24 protein-coding genes are annotated in these 23972 nt (G+C 71.8%); 2 read left to right on the top strand and 22 right to left on the bottom strand.

The genetic code is table 11. From position 1 onward, the window contains the following. Window positions 1-79: 79 nt before the first annotated feature. The gene (tsf, locus tag AB0N17_RS16880) at window positions 80-916 is read right to left on the bottom strand and encodes a translation elongation factor Ts (RefSeq protein WP_366012064.1); all 837 of its coding nucleotides are present in this window, start codon (window positions 914-916) and stop codon (window positions 80-82) included. A 169-nt stretch (window positions 917-1085) separates the two neighbouring features. After that, the gene (gene rpsB, locus AB0N17_RS16875; protein ID WP_366012063.1) at window positions 1086-2003 is read right to left on the bottom strand and encodes a 30S ribosomal protein S2; all 918 of its coding nucleotides are present in this window, start codon (window positions 2001-2003) and stop codon (window positions 1086-1088) included. A gap of 272 nt (window positions 2004-2275) precedes the next feature. On the opposite strand from rpsB, the gene AB0N17_RS16870 reads away from it, so the two are divergent. After that, window positions 2276-2878, top strand: coding sequence for a peptidoglycan DD-metalloendopeptidase family protein (locus AB0N17_RS16870; protein WP_366012062.1), 603 nt, complete (start codon window positions 2276-2278; stop codon window positions 2876-2878). A 207-nt stretch (window positions 2879-3085) separates the two neighbouring features. Here AB0N17_RS16870 and AB0N17_RS16865 read toward each other — a convergent pair whose 3' ends face one another. The 17 genes from AB0N17_RS16865 to AB0N17_RS16785 all read right to left on the bottom strand — a co-directional run bounded on the left by AB0N17_RS16865 (window position 3086) and on the right by AB0N17_RS16785 (window position 16290). After that, window positions 3086-3640 carry a helix-turn-helix domain-containing protein gene (locus tag AB0N17_RS16865; RefSeq protein ID WP_366012123.1) on the bottom strand — a complete coding sequence of 185 codons (555 nt, stop codon included), beginning with the start codon at window positions 3638-3640 and terminating at the stop codon, window positions 3086-3088. A 65-nt stretch (window positions 3641-3705) separates the two neighbouring features. Next, window positions 3706-4548, bottom strand: a complete 843-nt coding sequence (whiG, locus tag AB0N17_RS16860) for an RNA polymerase sigma factor WhiG (protein WP_366012061.1) — start codon at window positions 4546-4548, stop codon at window positions 3706-3708. 341 nt (window positions 4549-4889) lie between these two features. After that, window positions 4890-6050 carry a DNA-processing protein DprA gene (dprA, locus tag AB0N17_RS16855; protein ID WP_366012060.1) on the bottom strand — a complete coding sequence of 387 codons (1161 nt, stop codon included), beginning with the start codon at window positions 6048-6050 and terminating at the stop codon, window positions 4890-4892. Then, a complete protein-coding gene (locus tag AB0N17_RS16850) occupies window positions 6047-7672 on the bottom strand; it encodes a YifB family Mg chelatase-like AAA ATPase (protein ID WP_366012059.1) in 1626 nt (541 codons plus the stop codon). Before AB0N17_RS16850 ends, dprA begins: the two co-directional genes overlap by 4 nt. Before the next feature lies 1 nt (window position 7673). Continuing rightward, window positions 7674-8069: a YraN family protein gene (locus tag AB0N17_RS16845; protein WP_366012058.1), complete on the bottom strand. Its 396-nt coding sequence runs from the start codon at window positions 8067-8069 to the stop codon at window positions 7674-7676. Window positions 8070-8127: 58 nt separating this feature from the next. After that, complete coding sequence (locus AB0N17_RS16840; RefSeq protein ID WP_003965949.1) at window positions 8128-8436, bottom strand: DUF2469 domain-containing protein; 309 nt, start codon at window positions 8434-8436, stop codon at window positions 8128-8130. 56 nt (window positions 8437-8492) lie between these two features. Beyond that, window positions 8493-9023, bottom strand: coding sequence for an NUDIX hydrolase (locus tag AB0N17_RS16835; protein ID WP_366012057.1), 531 nt, complete (start codon window positions 9021-9023; stop codon window positions 8493-8495). Next, complete coding sequence (gene lepB / locus AB0N17_RS16830; protein WP_366012056.1) at window positions 9013-9798, bottom strand: signal peptidase I; 786 nt, start codon at window positions 9796-9798, stop codon at window positions 9013-9015. Before lepB (AB0N17_RS16830) ends, AB0N17_RS16835 begins: the two co-directional genes overlap by 11 nt. Window positions 9799-9936: 138 nt before the next feature. After that, window positions 9937-10950, bottom strand: coding sequence for a signal peptidase I (lepB, locus tag AB0N17_RS16825; RefSeq protein ID WP_366012055.1), 1014 nt, complete (start codon window positions 10948-10950; stop codon window positions 9937-9939). Continuing rightward, window positions 10838-11932 carry a signal peptidase I gene (gene lepB / locus AB0N17_RS16820; protein WP_366012054.1) on the bottom strand — a complete coding sequence of 365 codons (1095 nt, stop codon included), beginning with the start codon at window positions 11930-11932 and terminating at the stop codon, window positions 10838-10840. The genes lepB (AB0N17_RS16825) and lepB (AB0N17_RS16820) overlap by 113 nt, the downstream gene beginning before the upstream one ends. Continuing rightward, window positions 11925-12626, bottom strand: coding sequence for a signal peptidase I (gene lepB, locus AB0N17_RS16815; RefSeq protein WP_366012053.1), 702 nt, complete (start codon window positions 12624-12626; stop codon window positions 11925-11927). The genes lepB (AB0N17_RS16820) and lepB (AB0N17_RS16815) overlap by 8 nt, the downstream gene beginning before the upstream one ends. Before the next feature lie 45 nt (window positions 12627-12671). Then, complete coding sequence (gene rplS / locus AB0N17_RS16810; RefSeq protein WP_366012052.1) at window positions 12672-13022, bottom strand: 50S ribosomal protein L19; 351 nt, start codon at window positions 13020-13022, stop codon at window positions 12672-12674. Window positions 13023-13157: 135 nt separating this feature from the next. After that, a complete protein-coding gene (trmD, locus tag AB0N17_RS16805) occupies window positions 13158-13991 on the bottom strand; it encodes a tRNA (guanosine(37)-N1)-methyltransferase TrmD (RefSeq protein ID WP_366012051.1) in 834 nt (277 codons plus the stop codon). Then, complete coding sequence (gene rimM / locus AB0N17_RS16800; protein WP_366012050.1) at window positions 13991-14623, bottom strand: ribosome maturation factor RimM; 633 nt, start codon at window positions 14621-14623, stop codon at window positions 13991-13993. Before rimM ends, trmD begins: the two co-directional genes overlap by 1 nt. A gap of 82 nt (window positions 14624-14705) precedes the next feature. After that, window positions 14706-14945: an RNA-binding protein gene (locus tag AB0N17_RS16795; RefSeq protein ID WP_005479813.1), complete on the bottom strand. Its 240-nt coding sequence runs from the start codon at window positions 14943-14945 to the stop codon at window positions 14706-14708. Between the two features lie 5 nt (window positions 14946-14950). Further along, window positions 14951-15370, bottom strand: a complete 420-nt coding sequence (rpsP, locus tag AB0N17_RS16790) for a 30S ribosomal protein S16 (protein WP_030785131.1) — start codon at window positions 15368-15370, stop codon at window positions 14951-14953. Between the two features lie 323 nt (window positions 15371-15693). Beyond that, complete coding sequence (locus tag AB0N17_RS16785; RefSeq protein WP_366012049.1) at window positions 15694-16290, bottom strand: hypothetical protein; 597 nt, start codon at window positions 16288-16290, stop codon at window positions 15694-15696. A gap of 535 nt (window positions 16291-16825) precedes the next feature. Between AB0N17_RS16785 and AB0N17_RS16780 the strand changes: the two genes are divergently transcribed. Continuing rightward, complete coding sequence (locus tag AB0N17_RS16780) at window positions 16826-17695, top strand: SAM-dependent methyltransferase (protein ID WP_366012048.1); 870 nt, start codon at window positions 16826-16828, stop codon at window positions 17693-17695. 95 nt (window positions 17696-17790) lie between these two features. On the opposite strand, the gene ftsH is transcribed toward AB0N17_RS16780, so the two are convergent. From ftsH to AB0N17_RS16765, 3 genes are all read right to left on the bottom strand, one after another. Then, window positions 17791-19731 (bottom strand): ATP-dependent zinc metalloprotease FtsH, encoded by a 1941-nt coding sequence (ftsH, locus tag AB0N17_RS16775; RefSeq protein WP_366012047.1) that lies wholly within the window; start codon window positions 19729-19731, stop codon window positions 17791-17793. Between the two features lie 95 nt (window positions 19732-19826). After that, window positions 19827-21377: a signal recognition particle protein gene (gene ffh, locus AB0N17_RS16770; protein ID WP_366012046.1), complete on the bottom strand. Its 1551-nt coding sequence runs from the start codon at window positions 21375-21377 to the stop codon at window positions 19827-19829. Between the two features lie 97 nt (window positions 21378-21474). Then, on the bottom strand, window positions 21475-23955 hold the full coding sequence (locus tag AB0N17_RS16765; protein WP_366012045.1) for a [protein-PII] uridylyltransferase: 2481 nt from the start codon (window positions 23953-23955) through the stop codon (window positions 21475-21477). Window positions 23956-23972: the final 17 nt, after the last annotated feature.

Genomic DNA, 23972 nt, shown 5'->3' with positions numbered 1-23972 from the left:
GTGTGGCGGTGTGCGCGGACGACTGCTGTCGACCCTACCGAGAATTTCCCGCGGGTCGCGCGTCGATCGCGGTACGGACTCAGATGCCGACCTTGATGCGCGAGAAGCGCTTCAGGGTGACACCGGCCTCGTCCAGCACCTTCTGGACCGACTTCTTGTTGTCCAGCGCGTACGGCTGGCCGAGCAGCGTGGCGTCCTTGAAGAAGCCGTTGAGACGACCCTCGACGATCTTGGCGATCGCGGCCTCGGGCTTGCCCTCGGCGCGGGTGGTCTCCTCGGCGATGCGGCGCTCGGACTCGACGACGTCGGCCGGGACCTCGTCCTTGGAGAGGTACTTCGGCGCGAAGGCGGCGATGTGCTGGGCGACGCCCTTGGCGACCTCGGCGTTCGGCTTGTCCAGCTCGACCAGGACACCGATCTGCGGGGGCAGGTCGGGCATGGTGCGGTGCATGTAGGCGGTGACGTAGCCGTCGGAGAACTGCGCGAAGCGGTCCAGGACGATCTTCTCACCGAGGTTGGCGTTGGCCTCGTCCACGAACGCCTGGACGGTCTTGCCGGCCTCGATCTCGGAGGCGAGCAGGGCCTCGAGGTCGGCCGGGGAGGTCGCGGCGACGTGCTCGGCGATCTTGTTGGCGACGGCCTGGAACTTGTCGCCCTTGGCGACGAAGTCCGTCTCGCACTTCAGCTCGACCAGGACACCGGTGGAGTTGTCGTCGGCGATGATGGAGACCACGGCGCCGTTCTCGGCGGAGCGGCCCTCGCGCTTGGCGACGCCCTTCTGGCCCTTGATGCGCAGCTCTTCGACGGCCTTCTCGACGTTGCCCTCGGCCTCGTCCAGCGCCTTCTTGCAGTCCATCATGCCGGCGCCGGTGAGCTCACGGAGCTTCTTGACGTCGGCGGCGGTGTAGTTCGCCATGAGTCTGTGAGTCTTTCTCGAAGTCTGGAAGATCTTCAGATCAGCACGGTGTGCGCTCCACATCCGATCGCGGAGCGCGTACGGCGCGCCGACCTACGGGTGAACAGCGGGGGCGGACTTCACCGCGCCGGAGGCGCTGTCGGTGCCGCCCCCACTGTCGACGCTGAGGTCAGGCCTGCTCGCCCTCGGCGGCCTTCTCGCCCTCGGGGGCCTTCTCGCCCTCGGCGGCCGGAGCGGCCTCCGCAGCGGGGGCCTCCGCGGCCGGAGCCTCGGCGGCGGGGGCCTCGGCGGCCGGGGCCTCCTCGGCCTTCTTCTCGCCGCCCTCGAGCAGGTCGCGCTCCCACTCGGCGAGCGGCTCGCCCGCGGCCTTCTCGCCCTTGTCGCCGGTGGCGACGCGCGAGCGGCTGATGAGGCCCTCGGCGACGGCGTCGGCGATCACGCGGGTGAGCAGGGTGACGGAGCGGATCGCGTCGTCGTTGCCCGGGATCTTGTAGTCGACCTCGTCGGGGTCGCAGTTGGTGTCGAGGATCGCGACGACCGGGATGTTGAGCTTCCGGGCCTCACCGACCGCGATGTGCTCCTTCTTGGTGTCCACGATCCAGACGGCGCTGGGCACCTTCTGCATCTCGCGGATACCGCCGAGGGTCTTCTCCAGCTTGGCCTTCTCGCGCGAGAGCACGAGAAGCTCCTTCTTGGTCAGACCGGACGCGGCGACGTCCTCGAAGTCGATCTGCTCGAGCTCCTTGAGGCGCTGCAGACGCTTGTAGACGGTCGAGAAGTTGGTGAGCATGCCGCCCAGCCAGCGCTGGTTGACGTAGGGCATGCCGACGCGGGTGGCCTGCTCGGCGATGGCCTCCTGCGCCTGCTTCTTGGTGCCGACGAACATGACCGTGCCGCCGTGGGCGACGGTCTCCTTGACGAACTCGTAGGCGCGGTCGATGTACGACAGCGACTGGAGCAGGTCGATGATGTAGATGCCGTTGCGCTCGGTGAAGATGAAGCGCTTCATCTTCGGGTTCCAGCGACGGGTCTGGTGACCGAAGTGGACGCCGCTCTCCAGCAGCTCCCGCATCGTGACGACGGCCATGGCCGTATCTCCTTGAATTTCTCGGTTGTGCCGCGGATGCCGGACGGCTCCCGCGCCTGACGCCCGTGGTGCGCCGTGCCGCAAAGGACCGAGAGGCGCTGACACCGGCTTTTGATCACCAGGTGTCGGGGCGTGCGAAGTCGACCCGGTGACCCGGATCGCCAGAAGAAGTGTACGGGACCGTCGGGGCACCGGGTGACGCCGCTGTCCCCAACCGGGGAGTGATCCACAGGTTCGACCGCGATCGGCGCGCGTGCTGGACGGTGTGTCGCATGCGACGACTCATGCGAAGTGTCCCGGCACGGCCGGGCCGGCGGGGGCTGCTGCCGGCAGCGCTGCCGGCCGCCCTCCTGATCGCCCTGCCGGCCGCACTCACACCTCTGGCCTGGGCCGACGCCCCTCCCCCGGCGCCGCCCCGCCCCGCCGGGGCTCCCGTCCCGGCGATCGGCCGCGCCTGGCCGGTGGGCACGCGGCCCCTGGTGTTACGGGGCTGGGAGCCACCGGCGACGGTGTACGGCCCCGGGCACCGGGGTGTGGACCTGTCCGCACCGCCCGCGGCGCCCGTCCGTGCGGTGGCGGCCGGCCGGGTGACCTTCGCGGGCCGGGTGGCGGGACGGGGCGTGGTGTCGATCGCCCTGGCGGGCACGGACCTGCGCACGACGTACGAGCCGGTGACTCCGTCGGTGAGGAAGGGGGACGAGGTGGGACCGGGTCAGGTGGTGGGCGGGGTGGAGCCGTCGGGGTCCCACTGCGGGGCGGCGACGTGCGTCCACTGGGGGCTGCTGAGAGGGGAGACCTACCTGGACCCGCTGTCCCTGCTGCCACCGTGGCTGCTGGGGAGGGGCCCGTCGAGGCTGCTGCCGGTCATGCCGTAGGGGCGGACGGGCGATGGCTTGGGCACCTTGCCGACGCGCGCGAGCGAAACCGAGGCCCCGCTCGGCCGCGGCACCGGACGTCCTGCCGGCACCGGACGACCTGCCGGCACCGGACGTCCTGCCGGCACCGGTGAGCGCGGCCCACCGTCACGCCGCCGCAACCGCAACCACAGCGCCGGTCAGCCGCAGCCGCAACCACAGCCCCGGTCAGCCCTTCACGCCCCGCAGCGCCATGCCCACCGCCGCCTCGGTCACCGACGCCGGCTCCTCCGCCCCGAGCTCGATGCGCCGGACCGCCGCGTCCACCACTCCCTGCAGCAGCATCGCCGCCAGCCGGGGCTGCGCATGCCCCATCTCCCCGAGCGCCTCAACGATCATCGCGACCAGGCCCCCGTGGGCGGCCCGGATCTTCTCCCGCGCCCCGGCGTCCAGCTCGCTCGCGGAGATGGCGACGACCGCCCGGTGCCGCCGGTCACCGACCAGTGCCAGCTGCTGCCGCACATACGCCTCGACCTTGCCCTCGGCCGAGTCCGCGTGCTCCATCGCCGCGGCCACCTCCGCCGCCCACAGCGGGAAGTCGACCTCGCACAGCTCCTCGACCACGGCGGCCCGCGACCGGAAGTACTCGTACACGGACGACCGCGCCAACCCCGTCCGCTCGGCCAGCGCGGGGAAGGTCAGCGCTTCCGTCCCGCCCTCGGACAGCAGGGACCGAGCCGCGTCCAGCAGGGCGGCTCGCTGCATCGACCGGTGCTCGGCCACGGAGGCCGCTCGAATCCTTGGCACGTGAAACACTTTACGGACGAGCCCGGCCGAACGGGAGCGACTCAGCGCCCGAAGCTCGCCAGCTTGGCCCTCAGCTGCAGCACCGACTTGGTGTGGATCTGGCTGACCCGGCTCTCGGTGACGCCGAGCACGTTGCCGATCTCGGCGAGGGTCAGGCCCTCGTAGTAGTACAGCGTGACCACGGTCTTCTCCCGCTCGGGCAGCGTGTTGATCGCCCGCGCGAGGAACCTGCGCAGCTCCCGGTCCTCGGCCACCTCCACCGGATTGTCGGCGGCGGTGTCCTCCAGCGTGTCCATGAGGCTGAGCCGGTCCCCGCCCTCGCCGCCGACGTGCAGCAGCTCCTCCAGCGCGACCACGTTGGCCAGCGACAACTGACTGAACACGGCGTGCAGTTCGTCGACCTCCATGCCCAGCTCGGCGGCGACCTCGCCCTCGTTCGGCGTGCGCCGCAGTCTGGCCTCCAGCGTGGCGTAGGCCCGCTCCACGTTGCGCGCCTTCTGCCGTACCGAGCGGGGGATCCAGTCCAGCGCCCGCAGCTCGTCGATCATCGCGCCGCGGATCCGGGTGATCGCGTACGTCTCGAACTTGATCTCCCGGTCGATGTCGAACTTCTCGATGGCGTCGATCAGCCCGAACACCCCGGAGGAGACGAAGTCGGCCTGTTCCACGTTGGGCGGCAGTCCGACGCTCACCCGGCCCGCGACGTATTTCACGAGCGGCGAGTAGTGCAGGATCAGCTGCTCCCGCAGCCGGTCGTCCCCCGTCGCCTTGTACGACCGCCACAGCTCGTCGAGCGTCGACGGAGCGGGCGGCCGCACGCTGCCACCGTCGCGGGCGGCTGGGGGGATCGCCGCCCGGTCGGACCCGGAGGTGTGCTGGGGCATTCGTCGCCTTGTGCCGTTCTGCTGTGAAGTGCTGTGAAGTGCAGTGAGGTGCTGCGAAGTGCGGGGACGTGGGCGGGGGTGGGGTTCGTGGGCGGAAGTGAGCTGCCTGGGTGAGCTGTCGGTCCGGTGTCGGGTTGACCCGATCTGCTCGGCGCCTTCGTGAGCGTAGCGTGACTGAGGTGTCGCGGTGTGCGAACGAAGTGGCCTCACCCCTGCGCGGGGCCCTCCGGCCGGCCCCGTGACCGCGCCGGGCAGCTCGCTCTGTGTGACCGGCCGGGGCCACCAACTCCGGGAAACACCAAGGGTGTCGGGGGTTCCCCCGGACGGCCGAACACGCTCGGTCAGCATGGGCCTCGGCCTTCCCGGACCGACATCACCGCCTGGCGTGTCAACTTCCAGCCATCGCCGTGTCGTTCGACGTAACCAAGTGCTCGGAGTTCGTACAGCCGGGCGATCGCCTCGTCCCGGGTGGTCCGTGCGCCGAGCGCGATCTCCTCGGCGGGGGCGGCACGGTCCCCGGGCAGGGCGGCGAGAACGGCCCGGGCACCGGGTTCCAGCAGGTCGCGCGGGAACACGGGCCCCCGCCGGGCGGGCGCCAGGTCACCGATGTCACCCACCAGTTCGACGACCTCCGCGGCGTCGGTGACCAGGGCGGCCTCTCCGCGCAGCAGTTCGTGCACACCGGCGGAGAGGCCGCTGGTGACCGGTCCGGGCACGCCCATCGTGATCCGGCCGAGGCGCTGCGCGGCACGCGCGGTGGACAGCGAGCCGCTGCGGCAGGCGGCCTCCACGACGACGGTTCCCCTGGTCAGGGCGGCGATCACCCGGTTGCGGAGGATGAACCGGGTCGGGGTCGGATGGTCGCCCGGCGGCAACTCGCCGACGACCAGTCCCTGTTCCGCGATCCTTCCGATCAGGGCGGCGTGGCCGCGCGGGTAGGGCCGGTCGACGCCGCAGGCCAGGACGGCGACGGTGGCTCCGCGGGCGGCGAGGGCGCCTCGGTGGGCGGCGCCGTCGATGCCGTAGGCGCCGCCCGACACCACCACCCAGCCGCGCTCGGCGAGGCCGGCGGCGAGGGTGGCGGCCACGTGGGTGCCGTACGCGGTGCAGGCGCGCGCGCCCACCACGGCAACGGATCTGAGTGCCCACATCCGCAGACCGGCCCGGCCGCGCACCCAGAGCCCGAGGGGGCGGGCGTCCCCGAGGTCGTCGAGCTGTCCCGGCCACTCGGCGTCCCCCGGCCCGACGAAACGGGCGCCGGCCTCCGCGGCGGCGGCGAGGTCCCGCTCCGGCACGGTCCGCCGGGCCCGCTCGACGAGCCCCGCCCAGCGCACCCCGCTCGCCCCCGGCAAGGGCTCCCCGCCCTGGCGCAGCCGCCGCACCACCGCGGTGACCCCCCGTTCCCGCACCCACCGCCCCGCGACCTCGTCCCCCGGCTCGATGACCCGGGCGAGGAACACCCGTCCGAGCAGCTCGTCGCCGGCCTCCGCGCCTGCGGTCATGTCAGGGCTCCGATCGCCATCGGCACCCCTCGGGGCACCCCGGTGCGCAGCTGCAGGGCCAGGGCGACGTCGCCGGCGTCCGGGCGGTCGTGTCCGACGAGGTCGGCGACCGTCCAGGCGACCCTCAGCACCCGGTCGATGCCGCGTGCCGTGAGCACGCCCCGTTCGAGATTGCGTTCGGCCTCGTCCATGGCGCCGGGCGCGGGCCGGTACCGGCTGCGCAGCTCCCGGCCGGGCAGGTCGCTGTTGGTGCGCCACGGTGTCCCGGTGAGACGGGCCGCCGCGCGCTCGCGGGCCTGTCGCACCCGGGCGGCCACAGTCGCCGTGGACTCGCCCCGCGCGCCCGGCTCGGTGAGCTCGGCCCGGGTCACGGGATCGACCTCGACACGCAGGTCCACCCGGTCGAGCAGCGGACCGGAGAGCCGGGACTGGTAGCGGCGGATCGTCGCGGGCGGGCATTCGCAGAGGGAGTCGCGTTGCGAGAAGCGCCCGCAGGGGCAGGGGTTGGCCGCCAGCACCATCAGGAACCGCGCCGGGAACCGGACCACGCCCGCGCTGCGGGCGATGACGACGTGTCCCGACTCCAGCGGCTGGCGCAGGGCGTCGAGGGTCTGGCTGTGGAACTCGGGTGCCTCGTCCAGGAAGAGCACGCCGCGGTGGGCGAGGGAGACCGCGCCGGGGCGTGCGATGCCGGGGCCGCCGCCGACGAGTGACTGCATCGTGGCCGAGTGGTGCGGGGCGCAGTAGGGGGCGATGTCGATGAGCGGCTTGCCGGGCGGCAGCAGCCCGGCCACCGAGTGGACCGCCGTCACCTCCAGCGACTCCTCCCTGGTGAGCCGGGGCAGTACTGCGGGCAGCCGTTCGGCGAGCATGGTCTTGCCCGCGCCGGGCGGTCCTTCGAGGAACAGGTGGTGTCCGCCGGCGGCGGCCACCTCCACGGCCGTACGGGCCGAGGTCTGGCCCACGACGTCTGCCAGGTCGTGATCGTGGTCGTGCTGGCCGGTACCCAGGCTGTGCATGCCGGTGGCGGCGCCGGTGCCCGGTACGCGCAGGCCGGCCAGCAGCGGGTCGGGGCGTCCCTGATCGTCGGGCTCCTCCTCCGGGACGGGTTCCTCGGTGAGGACCGCGATGAGCTGCCGCAGGCTGCGGACGCCGAGCACCGAGACACCCGGGACCAGTGCGGCCTCGGCGGCGGCGCACTCGGGCACGACCACCTGTTCGTAGCCCGCGTCGGCGGCGGCCAGCACCGCGGGGAGGATGCCCCGCACGGGGCGCACCCGGCCGTCCAGGCCCAGTTCTCCGATCATGACGATGTCGGCGAGGACACGGGGATCGATCCGCTCGGCGGCGCCGAGCACCGCGCAGGCGACGGCGAGGTCGAAGCCGGAGCCCGCCTTGGGCACGGACGCCGGGCTGAGTCCGACGGTGAGCTTCTTCTGCGGCCACTCGCCGCCCGAGTTCACCACCGCCGCCCTCACCCGGTCCCGGCTCTCCGTCAGGCTCTTGTCCGGGAGGCCCACCAGGGTGAAGGCCACGACGCCGGGTTCGAGGTCGGCCTGGACCTCGACGACCACTCCCTCGACGCCCACCAGGGCGACCGCGCAGGTACGGGCGAATCCCATGTCAGGCCACCCCCCGCGCGTGCTCGACCGAGGGGGCGCCCCGGTGGGGCAGGAGGACACCGACCAGGTCGATGCGGACGCCGCCCGGCGGGGCGCCTCCGTGGGCCTGGATCCAGCGTTCGGCCAGGGCCAGCAGGCGCTGCGCCTTCTTCGGGGTGAGCGCGGCCATCGGGTGCTGGAATCCGCCGCCCCTGCGGGTCTTCACCTCGCAGACGACGAGCGCGTCCCCGTCCCGCGCCACGATGTCGATCTCGCCGGACCGTCCGCAGCGCCAGTTGCGCCGCAGGATCGTCATACCGGCCTCGGCGAGCCGCCGGGCGGCCAGATCCTCGCCGTACCTGCCGAGTCCACTGCGTGCCTTGCTCATGTCGGCACCACCTCCGGCGCCAACCGTCACGCATCGGCCCCCAAGATGTTGATCTTGGTGGGTTACTCGGCGGTTGTGGAAAACTCCGTCACCCGCCCGGAAGCTCCAGGTCGCTCTTGTTGAGCTCCTCGATGTTCACGTCCTTGAACGTCAGCACCCGCACCTGCTTCACGAAGCGAGCCGGCCGGTACATGTCCCAGACCCAGGCGTCGGCCATGGAGACCTCGAAGAAGACCTCGCCCTGGACCGAGTGCACCTGCATCTCGTAGTCGTTGGTGAGATAGAAGCGACGCTCGGTCTCGATCACGTATTTGAACAGACCGACGACATCTCGGTACTCCCGGTAGAGCTTCAGCTCCATCTCGGTCTCGTACTTCTCGAGGTCCTCGGCGCTCATGGCATGTTCCCCTTCAGCCGTGCGATCCCACCATTGTGCGCCAGTCCCGGGAGTCCTCAGACGATTTCCGTGTCGAGGGTCACGGGCCCGGCCGGGGGACCTTCGTCGAGCAGCCTCTGCAGCAGCTCGGCGAGTCTGGTCGGATACACCGTCTCATGTGCCCGGGTCAGTTCCTGACACGTCCACCAGCGCGCTCCGGCGACGCTGCGCCGCTCCAGCTCCGTCAGCCCCGTCGCCTCGGTCGCCGTCTGCGTCGTACGGGCGAGGTAGTACCTCTCGTCCTGGTCCCAGCGGCGGCCCGCGAACGGGAAGGAGCACCGGCGCCGCCAGAGCACGGGGCCCAGTTCGACGTCGGTGATGCCGGTCTCCTCGGCGAGTTCCCTGACGGCGGCCTGCTCGCGCGTCTCGGCACCCTCCAGGCCTCCTCCGGGGGTGAACCACCAGTCGTCGGCCGGGTCCTCGGGTTCATGGCCGTGGAGCAGGAGGATGCGGTCCTGCGGGTCGAGCAGCACCACCCGTGCCACCTTGCGCGGCCCGCCCTCGTACGACTCCCCCGGCGCCGGCTCCCCGAGGGTCTCAGCGGACACCGGCTGCCTCCGCGCGGGCCGCACGGGCCCGGGACCGGTTGAGCCGCTTGTCGATGGGGCCGTAGGCGCCGCCCGCGAGGACCAGGACGGCACCGGCCACGATCAGCAGTTCGATGGTGCGCAGCGGGCCGGGCTGGGACAGGGTGCCCAGGGCCTCGAAGCCGGTGGGGCGCTTCAGCGTGCCCTTCCAGGGCCACACGACGGCGTCCACGCGCGCGTTGACGGCGTCGCGGGAGACGGTGCCCTTGGCCGCGTCCGTGAGATGGGCCGTGGAGTCCAGGGAGCCCTGGCGTTCGTCGCCGAGGAGGAAGAGCCGGCCCTCGGGCACGGTCACCGTCGGGAAGTTCTGGTTCTCGGCGAGGCTGCCCTTGGGCAGGTACGGCTCGTCGATCTGCTTGCCGTTGACGGTCAGCTTGCCGTCGGTGCAGCAGGCGACGGTGTCGCCGCCGACCGCGACCACGCGCTTGACCACCTTGGCGCCCGTGACCCAGGTCTTGTCCTCGAAGACGACGACGTCGCCGCGCTTGACCTCGCCGCCGTCGACCTTCTGCGCCAGCACCCGGTCACCGGCGTCGATGGTGGGGGTCATGGAGCTGGTGGGCACGGTGTACGGCCGGTAGGTCAGCGCCGCCCAGCCGAATCCGCCGAGGAACAGCACCAGTCCCAGTGCCACGGCGATGCCGGACAGCCGTTGTCCGAGCCGGCTGCCGCCGGCCTGTGCCGTGCCCGCGCCACCGCCGTGCGGGGCCGTACGTGTCGTGCTCTCGCCACCCATGGACCCGCACCCTACCTGTCGGTACCGAGCAGGGGCAGCCCCTGTTTCCCGACCGGGACCGAGGGTCCGCCGGTCACCGGACTCACAGATTCCGCCCCGCGGGGAGGGCCGGCCCCTCCCCGGGGTGCACGGACGTGGTCAGCGGCCGCTCGTGGACACCTGACGCCCGGTCTCGGCCGCCGGCCGGTCCCCGCGCCTGCGCCGCCACACCGCCAGCGGCAGCACCGCCGCGAGGGCCGCGCCCTGCGGGGCCACCGACAGCGACGCGGAGGCCGAGGACTGCTGGTCGAGGCCCGGCTGGTCGAAGGTGTCCGGGACCGGCAGGGTGCCCCAGCGGTTGATAGGCCAGGCCTTGACGATGGCACGGCCCACGACGTCCTTGACCGGGACCATGCCGTGGTTCTTGTCGGACTGGTTGTAGCGCGAGTCGCGGGAGTTCTGGCGGTGGTCGCCCATGACCCAGATGTAGCCCTTGGGAACCTTCACCTTGAACTGGCCGCCCTGGTCGTCCACGCTGCACGGCGTGTTGCCCGGGTAGACGTACGGCTCGTTCAGCGCCTTGCCGTTGACCGTCAGCGGGCCCGACTTCTTGCACTCGACCGTGTCGCCGCCGACCCCGATCACCCGCTTGATCAGGTCCTTCTCGTTGGCGGACGGCATCAGGCCGATCCAGCTGAGGACCTTCTGCACCGCGTTCGGGTTCGGCTGGGGCTCGCCCGCCAGCCAGTCCGCCGGGTCGTGGAAGACGACCACCTCGCCGCGCTCGGGCTCGGAGCCGAACCACGGGGTGAGCTTGTCGACCAGGACCCGGTCACCCACCTGCAGGGTGTTCTCCATCGAGGCGGAGGGGATCGAGAACGCCTGCACCAGGAAGGTCTTGATCAGCAGCGCCAGGACCAGCGCGATGACGACCAGGATCGGCAGCTCCTTCCAGAAGGAGCGCGGTCCCTTCGGCCGGGGTGCCGCCTCGCCCGTGCCCGCGTCCCCGGAGCGGGGCGGCTGCTCGCCCTCCCGCGTGCCGTCGTCGTCCGCCGTCATGTCATTCCCGGAGGTCATGGCGCCGTCGGGTGCGGGGGCGTTCGCCTCCACGGGGTGCCCGCGGTGCTCCTCGCCGTCGTGTCCCGACCGTGCGCCAACCGCCACATCCCCCACGCCAACTCCTTACTCTGTGCCGCCGCCCGCACCACATACGGCGCAGGCCCACCACTCCCATAACGAGCGGGAGTTCCGCAGGGGTCGGGAGTCGGGTCGTTCCGTTCGGATTCTCGGAGGCAACCCTATGCGACATGCGAGGAGCGGCGGTCGTCCCCGCTCCGGGCGCGGCAACGCTTGCGAAGGTTTTAGGTTCCTCCAGTCGCGTCCAGTGCCCGACCGGCCAGCCGATGACCATGGCACGGCCGACCACCGACTTCTCGGAGACCGTGCCGCCGTACGGGGTGTTCTGGTGGGCGCGCGAGTCCGCGGAGTCGTCCCGGTGGTCGCCCATCACCCACAGCCGGCCCTTGGGGACGGTGATGTCGAAGGGGGTCGAGGAGGGGGAGTTGCCCGGGTAGAGATAGTCCCCTTCCGTGAGCGGTACGCCGTTGACGGTGACCCGGCCCTGCGCGTCGCAGCACTTCACATGGTCGCCGCCGACCCCGATGACCCGCTTGATCAGGTCCTTCTCGTTGTCGGAGGGCAGCAGGCCGATGAAGGTGAGGCCTTCCTTGAACTGCTTGACGACGACCGGGTCGTCCTTCTTGGCGGTCTGCTCGTCGGCCAGCCAGCCGCCCGGGTCGTGGAAGACGACGACGTCCCCGCGCTGCGGCTTGGAGCCGAACCACGGGGTGAACTTGTCGACCAGGACGCGGTCCCCGATCCGGATCGTCTGCTCCATGGAGCCGGACGGGATCACGAACGCCTGGACGAGGAAGGTCTTCAGGACCAGCGCTATGAGGACGGCGACACCGATCAGAAGCGGGATCTCCCGAACGGCTGAACGCCGGCGCTTGCGCTTGACCTTGCGCTGGAGCTTGCGCCGCTCCGCGCGCGTGCGGCCGCCACCGCCGGGCGTGGACGTACGGCGGGAGCCCGTGGGCAGCAGGTTGTCGGCGGGCGTGGCGGGCACGCCGCGCGGTTTGCCGCGGTTACCCATGGCCGCCCTTCGCCGAGGCGGCGGGCACGCGCGCGTAGGCGGACGGCCGGGACAGGTGGGTCAGCCGGTCGTACGGCCAGACGATCCAGTCGGCCCGGCCGATGACCTCGCCGACGGGGACCATGCCGCCGCCCGGCGAGCCCAGGTGGTCGCGGGAGTCGCTGGAGCGGCTGCGGTGGTCGCCCAGGACGAACAGGCGGCCCGCGGGGACGACGATGTCGAAGGGCACGCTGGAGGCGCTGTCCCCCGGATAGAGGAACGCCGTCTCGTCGACCGGCCGGCCGTTCACCCCGATCCTCCCGTTCTTGTCGCAGCAGACCACACGGTCTCCCCCCACACCCACGACGCGCTTGATGTAGTCCGCGTCCCCGAAATACCCGGTGCCGTCGAACACAATCACGTCGCCACGGCGCGGCTGGGCACCGAAACGGTACGCCAACTTATTTACGAGAACGCGGTCGCCGATCCTCAACCCTTGTTCCATGGATCCGCTCGGGATCTGGAACGGTTGCACCACGAAAGCGTTGAGGACGAGCAAAAACGCCAGGCAGGCGAGGAGGGTGAGGGTGATCCGGCCGCCCGGCAGCCGCTCGGTGATCCGCGCCGCCAACGCGAAACGCGACCGTCCCTCCGCACCCGGAGAACCGGGTGGGGAGGAGCGGTCGCGTTCCGTCGGCTGTGCTTCGGTGTCCATCGGAGCCAGATGCTATCCGGCCCCGCTGTGACGCCGGGAAAGCGCTCAGCTCTCGCGCTTCTCCTTGATCTTCGCGGCCTTGCCGCGCAGCTCACGGAGGTAGTACAGCTTGGCGCGGCGCACGTCACCACGGGTGACCAGCTCGATCTTCTCGACGATCGGGGTGTGCACCGGGAAGGTGCGCTCGACGCCGACGGAGAACGAGACCTTGCGGACCGTGAAGGTCTCGCGGACACCGGAGCCCTGGCGACGGATCACAACGCCCTTGAACTGCTGCACACGGGAGCGGTTGCCCTCGATGACGCGGACGTGGACGTTGACGGTGTCGCCCGGACGGAAGGCCGGGACGTCGCTGCGCAGCGACGAGGCGTCGACGGAGTCGAGCAGGTGAGACATTTCGTCTGCTTTCTTCGCTGATGCCACAGGTCATCAACGGAAACTAGGGTTCCAAGAGGTCTGCCGTGCGGGTCGGAACGGGCGTCGTGTCCCCCTGTGGCAGGGGCGCACGCCGGACGGGCGCACAACAGCGGTCTATTGTTCCACGCCCTGGGCCCGGCGCCAAAATCGGCCGTGCGGCTCGCCCGCGGGGTCCGGTTCCCAGCCCAGGATGGAGAGCATCTCGCGGTCCTTCTTGTCGAAGGCCTTGGGGTCGCAGCGCTCGATCAGGTCGGGCCGGTTGGCCGTCGTCCGCTTCAGGGCCTCGTCGCGCCGCCAGCGGGCGATCTTGCCGTGGTGGCCGCTGAGCAGCACGTCGGGGATGTCCCGGCCGCGCCAGAGGGGCGGCTTGGTGTAGACGGGGCCTTCCAGGAGGTTGGCCATCGCGCCGGGCGCGAAGGAGTCGTCGCGGTGGGACTCGGCGTTGCCGAGGACGCCGGGCAGCAGCCGGGCGACGGCCTCGGTGATGACGAGGACGGCCGCCTCGCCGCCGGCGAGGACGTAGTCGCCGATGGAGACCTCGTAGACCGGGACGCGGGTGGCGTACTCGTCCATGACGCGCCGGTCGATGCCCTCGTAGCGGGCCGGTGTGAAGATCAGCCAGGGGCGCTCGGAGAGCTCGACGGCGAGTTCCTGGGTGAAGGGACGGCCGCTGGGCGTGGGGACGATCAGCGCGGGGGCCTGGGCGCCGGACTCGTAGCCGTCGGCGAGGACGGTGTCGAGGGCGTCGCCCCAGGGGTCGGTCTTCATGACCATGCCGGGACCGCCGCCGTACGGCGTGTCGTCGACCGTGTTGTGGCGGTCGTACGTCCACTCCCGCAGGTCGTGCACCTGGACGTCGAGTTGGCCACGCGCGCGTGCCTTGCCGACCAGGGAGACGTTGAGGGGTTCGAGGTACTCGGGGAAGATCGTGACGACGTCGAGGCGCATTACGACTCTTCTCCGGAGCCTTCGGAGTCGCCGGAGCCTTCGGAGTCACCGGAGCCCTCGGAGTCGCCTGAGCCATCGGAGGCGTCGGAGCCCTGCGCGTCCCGCGCGGACGCGATCTCGGCGCGGTCGTCGATCAGGCCCGGCGGGGGCGTGATGACGGCCCGCTGCTCCTCCAGGTCGATCTCGGTGACGATCTCCTCGACGAAGGGGATCATGACCTCGGTCCCGTCCGGGCGCTCCACGATGAACAGGTCCTGGGAGGGCAGGTGCGAGATCTCGGTGATCCGGCCGACCTCGGTGCCGTCCTCGGTGACCACGTCGAGGTCGATGAGCTGGTGGTCGTAGTACTCGTCCTCGCCCTCGGGCAGTTCCTCGGGGTCGATCTCGGCGATGAGCAGGGTGTTGCGGAGGGCCTCGGCGCCGCTGCGGTCGGTGACGCCCGCGAAGCGCAGGAGGAGGCGCCCGCTGTGGACGCGCCCCGTCTCGATGGTCAGCGGTCCCGTGGAGGCGGGTTCCGTGGCGAGTACCGCGCCGGGCGCGAGCCTGAGTTCCGGCTCGTCGGTGCGTACCTCGACGGTGACCTCGCCCTTGATGCCATGGGCACGGCCGATCCGTGCGACTACCAGCTGCACGTGTACAGATCTCCTGTCATACGACTGCGGGCCGGGGACGGCCCAGTGGCCCTCCCCGGCCCGAGCCGGTTGCGATGAAGCGTCAGCGGACGTGGTCCACGTCGACCAGGTCGACGCGGACACCGCGACCGCCGATGGCGCCCACGACGGTGCGCAGGGCACGCGCGGTGCGGCCGTTGCGGCCGATCACCTTGCCGAGGTCGTCCGGGTGGACCCGGACCTCGAGCACGCGCCCGCGGCGCAGGTCGCGCGAGGCGACCTGCACATCGTCAGGGTTGTCGACGATGCCCTTCACGAGGTGCTCAAGCGCCTCTTCGAGCATGCTGCTCAGGCCTCGGTCGACTCGGACTCGGCAGCGGCCTCGTCCTTCTTCTCAGCCTTCTTCTTCTGGGTGATCGCCTCACCCTTGCCCTCGTCGTCACCGCCGAGAGCCTCGAACGACGGACGGGCCGGCTTCGGCTCGGCGACGAGCAGCGGCGCGGGAGCCGGCTCGCCCTTGAACTTCTGCCAGTCGCCGGTCTTCTTCAGGATGGCGAGCACCGGCTCGGTCGGCTGCGCGCCGACACCCAGCCAGTACGCCACGCGCTCGGCGTCCACCTCGATGACCGACGGGTTGTAGGTCGGGTGGTACTTGCCGATCTCCTCGATGGCCCGGCCGTCACGGCGGGTACGGGAGTCGGCGACGACGATGCGGTAGTGAGGCGAACGGATCTTGCCCAGACGCTTCAGCTTGATCTTGACTGCCACGGGAGTGGATTCTCCTGGTTTTGACGTGGTTGGGCACGGCGAGACTGCCGCGTGGGGTTGCGGTACCCGAGTGCCCGATGGACGCGTCAGCCGGAGGAGAGAGGGGTCCTGTGCGACTGTCGAGTACAGCTAGCCATTGTGCCATACCCCGCGGGTCGCTTCGGGCCGAGGGCGGCGGGCCGGAGCCGGACGTCGTTCAGCGGCACCCGGCGTGGAGGTGAGGTCACGTCGGGTGCGCTGCCCGGGGTGCTGTGAAGTTGTGGGCCCGTCGCCGTCCGCGGCCCCGGCAGCCACGAGATGCCGGTACTCCGCGCGGCCCGCGACTACGCCGCTCCCACGACCTCCGGGATCCGGAACGGCTTGCCGCAGCCGCCGCACACGATCGGAGCCTGAGCCAGGACGGACGGGACCACCCGGACGTTGCGACCGCAGTCGCAGACCGCCTTGACGCGGACGCCGCCGCCGGAGGAGCCGTGCCGGGCGGCCGGGCCGCGGAAGGTGCGGGAGGTGTCGGAGGAGGTGGCCGCGGTGTGGGCCTTCAGAGCGCGCTGCAGCCGCTCCATGGTCGGGCGGTAGCGCCGCCTCGCCTCGGGGTTGAGCGTGACCAGGGAGAAGCCGCTGCTCGGGTGCGGCTCCTCGGGGTGGTCCAGGCCCAGCTCCTCGGCGATGGCGAGGAAACGACGGTTGTGGTAGCGGCCGGCGCGGGAGGTGTCGCGGACCCCGCGGGCGGCGGCGATGCCGTGGACTGCCTCATGGAGCAGTCGCTCGAAGGAGAGTTCGTGACCGCACGCGGACGACGACTCTCCGATCAGGGACTCTGGCGCGGCGAGGTCGGGCAGCTCGGGGTGGTACCGCTGAATGTCGGCCCACGCCTGCGCCAGCTCCGCGGCGAGAACAGGTGGTGTCTGTGTCGTGCTCACGTAATGACAACGAGCGGGGGTGCCGCTGTGTTCCTATTCCGGGGCATCCCAAATAATTTGCACGTACCCGTCAGTTGCCGCTGATGCGTCCGGACGAGGGCGGGTGCGCTGATCTGCGGAGAAGCCGCACAGCTCATACCAAGCTGGTGCGTAGTTCGCCGTACGACCCGGCGCGTAGGGCTTCTGCGCACTCCCGCGCGGCTGTCGTCGATGGATGCGCAAGAGGCGTTTCGGACGCTCTCGGCGGGCAGCCTCACCTTGCTCAGCGTCCGTGACGGTCGTGACGTTACCGCGCGCCGTGGAACCCCCCCGGCACCGGCCCGTCCCGCCCGGGCGGACACCGTACGGTCACCTGGATTGCCGGCATGTGAATTCTCGCCACTCACACCAGCAGACCCCAAACCGGGCGCCACGACCCCTGGACGGCACCGCGAGCCCGGAGTTACCTGGCATACGTGGGAAGTGCGCGCGCACGGCACGGGGGCCACGCAATCGGGCACAGCGGCGAACTGTCGGCGGATTGGGGCGCTTACCTATGACACCTACGCTCGTGCGGCAGCACGTGGCTCACGCGGATTCCGCACCCCGCGTGGACCGGTGCGCACGCGCGCGTGACTGGTCCGAGATCCAGGAGCGGATGCTGGTCCCGCTCTACGAAGCCGTCTACGAACGACTGGAAGTGGGCCCGGCCACCCGGCTGCTGGGCCTGCGCTGCGGCTCCGGGCTCGCCCTGCTGATGGCGGCCTCCAGAGGCGCCGCGGCGGTCACGGGTGTCGACTCCTGTGCCGAGCGGCTCGCCCTCGCACGCGAGCGCCTGCTGCCGGACAGCCCTCGCGCGGCGCACGGCACGCGCGCGCGTGCGGCAGCGCACCTCGTCGAGGGCGCACCCGGGGACGCGGCCGGCGCGGAGACGGCCGCGTACACGCTGGTGACCGTCTTCGAGCCGATCGGCTGCCTCGCGGGCGACTCCGAGGGGCTCGGCGAGCTGCTGGCCGCCGCGCTGCCGCTGGCCGGGCGCGGGGCCGCGGTGGTACTGGCCGGCTGGGGCCCGCCGGAGCGCTGTGCCACCTCCAAGGTGCTGCGGGTGGCCAGGAAACTGGCCGATCCGCTGCGCAGCGCGCGCAGCTGGCGGCCGGCCCGCAGGGACGACCTGGAGGACGTCGCGCAGCGGGCCGGGCTCAAGCCGGACGGTTCGGGGCGGGTCGCCTGTCCGTTCGGGTACGCCGACCCGGACAGCGCGGTACGGGGCCTGTTGTCGACCGGGCTGTTCGACGCGGCGATCGCGGCGACCGACGCCAAGCAAGTGGACAAGGAGCTGGCGGAGGCCCTGCACGCGCACCGGCGCGAGGACGGGACCGTGTGGATGGAGAACGTCTTCCGCTACCTCATAGCCCGCGTGCCCTAGGCGAGCGTGCCCCGGGCACCGGCCTTCTCGGGCAGACGTCGGTGGTCTCGGGCGTCGTAGGCCTCAGGCGTCGTAGGTGTCAGGCGTCGTAGGTCTCAGGCGTCGGTGGTCTTGGCCAGGCGGGGGATGCCGGCGATCCGGTAGGCGTCCGCCTCCTCCAGCGTCTCGTTCTCCAGCAGGGCCTCGGCGAGCGCGTCCAGCCGGCCGCGGTTGTCGCGGAGCTTGCGGCACGCCTCCTCGTAGCAGTCGTCGACGATGCGGCGCATCTCGGCGTCGATCACGTCGAGGGTCTGCGGGGCGGCGGCCAGCCCGTAGGCCTGCTGGGCGTCGTCCGGCAGGGCGGACAGCCGGCCCACGCGCTCGCTCATGCCCCAGCGGGCCACCATCCCGCGCGCGATCCTGGTGACCTGTTCGAGGTCGTTCTCCGCGCCCGTGGTGACGACCCCGTAGACGACGTCCTCCGCCGCCATTCCGCCCAGGGCTCCGATGATGCGGCCGCGCAGGTACTCCTCCGAGTGCGCGTACCGCTCCACCTCGGGCGTGGACATGGTCACCCCGAGCGCCCGGCCGCGCGGCACGATGGTGATCTTGCGGACCGGGTCGGCGCCCGGCTGCAGCATGCCGAGGAGGGCGTGACCGCTCTCGTGGAAGGCGGTGCGCCGACGGTCCTCCTCGGGCATCACGAGGGTGCGCTCGGCGCCCAGCTGGACCTTCTCCAGCGCCTCGGACAGGTCCGCGCCGGTCACCCGCTCCTGCTTGCGCTTGACGGCGAGCAGAGCGGCCTCGTTGGCGAGGTTGGCCAGATCCGCGCCCGTCATTCCGGGGGTCACGCGGGCCAGCTGGGCCAGGTCCACGTCGTCGGCGAGCGGGAGGGGGCGGGTGTGGATCCGCAGGATGGACTCGCGCCCGGCGCGGTCCGGCGGGGCCACGGTGACCACCCGGTCGAAGCGGCCGGGGCGGGTCAGGGCGGGATCCAGGATGTCCGCGCGGTTCGTCGCCGCTATGACGATCACGCCCTCCGAGCCGGAGAAGCCGTCCATCTCGGTGAGGATCTGGTTCAGCGTCTGCTCGCGTTCGTCGTGACCGCCCATGGAGCTGGAGCCGCTGCGCGCCCGGCCGATGGTGTCGATCTCGTCGATGAAGATGATCGACGGCGCCACCTTCCGGGCCTCGGCGAACAGCTCGCGGACGCGGGAGGCGCCGACGCCGACGATCATCTCGATGAACTCGGACGCCGAGGCGGAGAAGAACGGCACGCCGGCCTCGCCCGCGACCGCGCGGGCGAGCAGGGTCTTGCCGGTGCCGGGCGGGCCCGCGAGCAGCACACCGCGGGGCAGTTTCGCGCCCATCCTGCGGTAGACGTCGGGGTGTTCCAGGAAGTCGACGACGTCGTCCAGCTCCCCCTTGACCTCGTCGATGCCGGCCACGTCCGCGAAGGTCGTCCGCTCGGTGCCCGCGCGCAGTCCGACCGGTTTGGGCGGCGCCCTGCGTCCGAACAGTCCGCCCGCGCCGGGCAGGCCCGCGCCGAGCCGCCGTGAGACGACGATCCACACCACGGCCAGGACCGCGATCGGGATCAGCGAGATCCCGATGTTGGACAGCAGACTGCGTTCCTGCACGACGGGCCGTGCGGTCACCGTGACACCGTGGCTGCTCAGGTTCTGCCAGAGCCTGTCGGCCGCGAACGCCGGGCGCTGTGTCTTGAACCTGGTGTACCGGCCGCCGCCCTCGGGATCGGCGCGCGGGCTCTTGAGCTCGCCCTGGATCGCGTCGCCCTTCGAGTAGATCTTGGCGACGTTGCCCGCGCCGACCTGCCGGCTGAACTCGGTGTAGGAGATCGTGGGCTCGTTGCCCTGGCCGAAATAGTTCAGTCCGATGTAGGCCAGCAGGAAGACGATCACCGCGGTGACGAGCAGGCCCCACCACTTGCCGCCACGGATCCTTCCGCCGCCGAAGCGGCGGGGCGATTCGTCGGGGGTCCCCTCGGTGCGCCACGGCTGATCAGGGGTTTTACGTGGAGGCGCCGCATCGCTCATATATGGACGTTACGGTACTTGGCGGACGTCGGCATGCGCTGAGGGCGCCCTCCCTCGTCAGGGGGGGCGCCCTCAGCGGCGTACGGGGGCGGGACTCAGCCCATGAACTTCTTGAACTCGTCCGGCAGCTCGAAGTCCTGGCCGCCCTGCTGGGGCAGCCCGAAGGCGTTGCCGCCCTGCGCGGCGGCGTCGCGGCGCTGGGCGTCCTCCAGCTCCTGCTGCTTGCGCTTCATCGGGTTGCCGGAGCGCTGCTTGCCCTTGGCCTTCTTCTGCTGCTTCTTCTGCCGGCCGGGGCCGCCGCCCATGCCCGGAATCCCCGGCATGCCCGGCATACCGCCGCCCTGAGCCATGCGGGACATCATCTTGCGGGCGTCGAAGAACCGCTCGACCAGGTTCTTGACGGCGCTGACCTCCACGCCGGAACCCTTGGCGATACGGGCGCGGCGCGAGCCGTTGATGATCGTCGGGTCCTGGCGCTCGCCCGGGGTCATCGACTTGATGATCGCACCGACGCGGTCGACCTCCCGCTCGTCGATGTTCTGGATCTGGTCCTTGATCTGGCCCATGCCGGGCAGCATGCCGAGCAGCTTGGAGATGGAGCCCATCTTCCTGACCTGCTCCATCTGGGCCAGGAAGTCGTCCAGGGTGAAGTCCTGGCCCTTCTTGGACGCCAGCTTCGAGGCCATCTTGGCGGCCTCTTCCTGGCTGAAGGTCTTCTCCGCCTGCTCGATCAGGGTGAGCAGGTCGCCCATGTCGAGGATGCGGGAGGCCATCCGGTCCGGGTGGAACGCGTCGAAGTCGTCCAGCTTCTCGCCGTTCGACGCGAACATGATCGGCTTGCCGGTGATCTGCCGGATCGACAGGGCGGCACCACCGCGGGCGTCACCGTCGAGCTTGGACAGGACCACACCGTCGAAGCCGACGCCGTCGCGGAAGGCCTCGGCGGTGTTGACCGCGTCCTGGCCGATCATCGCGTCGACGACGAACAGGATCTCGTCAGGGCCGACCGCGTCCCGGATGTCCGCGGCCTGCTGCATCATCTCGGCGTCGATGCCCAGGCGGCCGGCGGTGTCGACGATCACGATGTCGTGGACCTTGGACTTGGCGAACTCGATGGAGTCCTTGGCGACCTTGACCGGGTCACCGACGCCGTTGCCCGGCTCGGGCGCGTAGACGCCGACACCGGCGCGCTCGGCGACCACGCTGAGCTGGTTCACGGCGTTCGGGCGCTGGAGGTCACAGGCGACCAGCAGCGGGGAGTGGCCCTGCTCTTTGAGCCACTTGCCGAGCTTGCCCGCGAGGGTGGTCTTACCGGCACCCTGCAGACCGGCCAGCATGATCACGGTGGGCGGCTGCTTGGCGAAGCGCAGGCGCCGGGTCTCGCCGCCGAGGATGGTGACCAGTTCCTCGTTGACGATCTTGAGGACCTGCTGGGCGGGGTTCAGGGCGCGGGAGACCTCGGCGCCGAGGGCCCGCTCCTTGACGTTCTTGATGAACGAACGGACGACAGGGAGGGCCACGTCCGCCTCGAGGAGCGCGATACGGATCTCGCGCGCCGTGGCGTCGATGTCCGCCTCGGAGAGCCGTCCCTTGCCGCGCAGGTTCTTGAAAGTCGCTGACAGGCGATCGGAGAGAGTGTCGAACACGGCGCTCGCGGTCCTCGGGGTCGGTGACGGTCTTGTAGGGAATCGCCCTCCAGGGTATCCCGGCCCCGAAGTCACCGGGGCCGGGTCGTTCACCTGCTCATCCGCGCAGCGTGTCCTCCAGCACCCGGGCCACCGACGTGGCGTCCTCCACCGGCAGCGGCGCCCCGGCCCCGGTCGTGACATAGAACGCATCGACCGCGTTCGAGCCCAGCGTCGACACGTGCATGCTGCGCACCCGTACCCCCGCCTTCTCCAGGGCCATCCCGATCCGGTGCAGCAGGCCCGGGGCGTCCTGGGCGCGGACCTCGATCACCGTGGCGTGGCGGGAGGCCGCCGGGGCCACCGTCACCCGGGGCGGCGGGGCGACCCGGCCGCGCCGGCGCGGGTAGGCCGCGTCGCGTTCGGCCAGGCGGCCGGCGATGTCCAGGGTGCCGTCCAGGGCGCGGACCAGGTCGGCACGGAGCCGGGTGGCCTGCGGCAGCGAGCCGTACTCGGCGGCGACCCGCCAGTTGAGCAGCAGGACCGAGCCGTCGTCGACGTCGTCCGGCAGGGTCAGGGCGCTCAGCCCTGCCGTGCGGACCGTGAGCCGGTGCACGGCGAGGACGCCGGCGACCGCGGGGAGCACGGCGGGCTGGTCGGGCACGGCGATGAGCAGCTCGACGCCGAGGGGCTCGCCGGAGGGCTCCTCCTCGGTGACCGGTGCCGGCGGTGTTCCCGCCCGTGCCTCCGCCCGTGCCCCCGTCTGCGTGCGCAGGGCGAGGACCGGGGCGCCTGTGCGGAACGCCTCGATCGCCAGCCGCTCCTGCTCGGCCGTGGGGGCGGCGGGCTCCGGTTCCCCGGGGGCGTCCCCGGCGAGCACGGCGGACACCCGCCGGACCAGGTCGGCGACCAGCGAGCCGCGCCAGGAGGACCAGGCCGCCGGTCCGGTGGCGAGGGCGTCGGCCTCCGTCAGCGCGTGCAGCAGCTCCAGGGTGCTCTGGGTGCCGACGGCCTCGGCGACCGAGCGGACGGTGGCCGGGTCCTCCAGGTCACGGCGCGTGGCGGTCTCGACCAGCAGCAGGTGGTGGCGGACGAGCGTCGACAGCACGGCCACGTCCGCCCGGTCGAAGCCGATCCGCGCGGCCACGTCCTTGGCGATGATCTCCCCGGCCACCGAGTGGTCGCCGGGCCAGCCCTTTCCGATGTCGTGCAGGAGGGCGGAGACGAGCAGCAGGTCGGGGCGGCCGACCCGGCGGGTCAGTGCCGAGGCGCGGACCGCCGTCTCGATCAGGTGCCGGTCGACCGTCCAGATGTGGACGGCGTTGCGCTGGGGACGGCAGCGGACCCGGTCCCAGTCCGGCAGCAGGCGGCTGACCAGGCCTTCCGCCTCCAGGGCCTCCCAGACGTCGACGGTCGGGCGGCCGGAGCCGAGCAGGGTCACCAGTTGCTCGCGCGCCTCGGCGGGCCAGGGGGTGGGCAGGGGGCGTGCGGTGGCCGCCATGCGCCGTACGGCGTGCAGGGAGAGCGGGAGACCGGCCTGCGCGGCGGCGGCTGCGGCCCGCAGGGGCAGCACCGGGTCGCGCTCGGGGCGCGCGGCGCGGGCGAGCACCACCTCGCCGTCCTGCTCCACCACGCCCTCGGCCAGCGGCGACCGTTCCGCGACCGGCTTGCCGCCGCCCAACATGGCGCGCAGCCGCGGCCGGACGGCGCGCGAACGCAGCACGCGCCCCACTTCACGCCAGGTGACGTCACTCGCGTACGCGATCACGCGCGCCGCCTCGTACACCTGCCGCAGCAGGGTGTCGGCGTCGAGGAGACCGAGGGCGGCGGCCACCTGGTCCTGCTCCTGCAGGGCCAGGCGGTCGGTCGCGCGGCCGGTCGTCAGGTGCAGCGCGTCCCGGACGTCCAGCAGCTGCCTGCGGGCCTCGGCGAGGCCCTCGCGCGGGGCGTCGGCGAGCCAGGACGCGGCGACGGCACGCAGCGCGGTGGCGTCGCGCAGGCCGCCGCGGGCCTCCTTGAGGTCGGGTTCCAGCAGGTACCGCAGCTCGCCCTGGCGCTCCGCGCGCTCGGCGCACAGCTGCTGCAGTTCGGGCAGGCGCTTGGGGGCCTGGTTGCGCCAGTCGGCGAGGACGGCCGTCCGCAGTCCGGTGGTGAGGCCGAGGTCGCCGGCCAGGTGCCGGGCGTCCAGCAGGCCCAGCTGGACCTTCAGGTCCTCCCCCGCGGTCTTGCGGGCCTCCGCGGGGGTGCGCACGGAGTGGTCGAGGGCGAGCCCGAGGTCCCAGACGGGGTACCAGAGGCGGTCGGCGAGGGCGGCGACCGCGCCCGGGTCGGAGCCGTCGTGCAGCAGCAGGAGATCGAGGTCGCTGCGCGGGGACAGCTCGCCGCGGCCGTACCCGCCGACGGCGACCAGACAGACGCCGGGCATTCCGCCGGCCGCCGCGCCGAAGAGTCCGCGGAGCCAGTCGTCGGTCAGCTCGGCGAGGGCGGTACGGCGCGGCGGCCCGGACCGCGCCCCCTCCGTGAGGAGGCGCAGCCGGGCCGCCGCGTACCCGCCGGGTCCCGAGTCTTCCGCTTCCGTGCGCACATCCGTCCCGGTCACCCAGCCACTCCCGTCCT

This window comes from Streptomyces sp. NPDC051133 (assembly GCF_040682635.1).
GTDB lineage: Bacteria > Actinomycetota > Actinomycetes > Streptomycetales > Streptomycetaceae > Streptomyces.
This window is presented reverse-complemented; position numbering and strand designations above follow the sequence as displayed.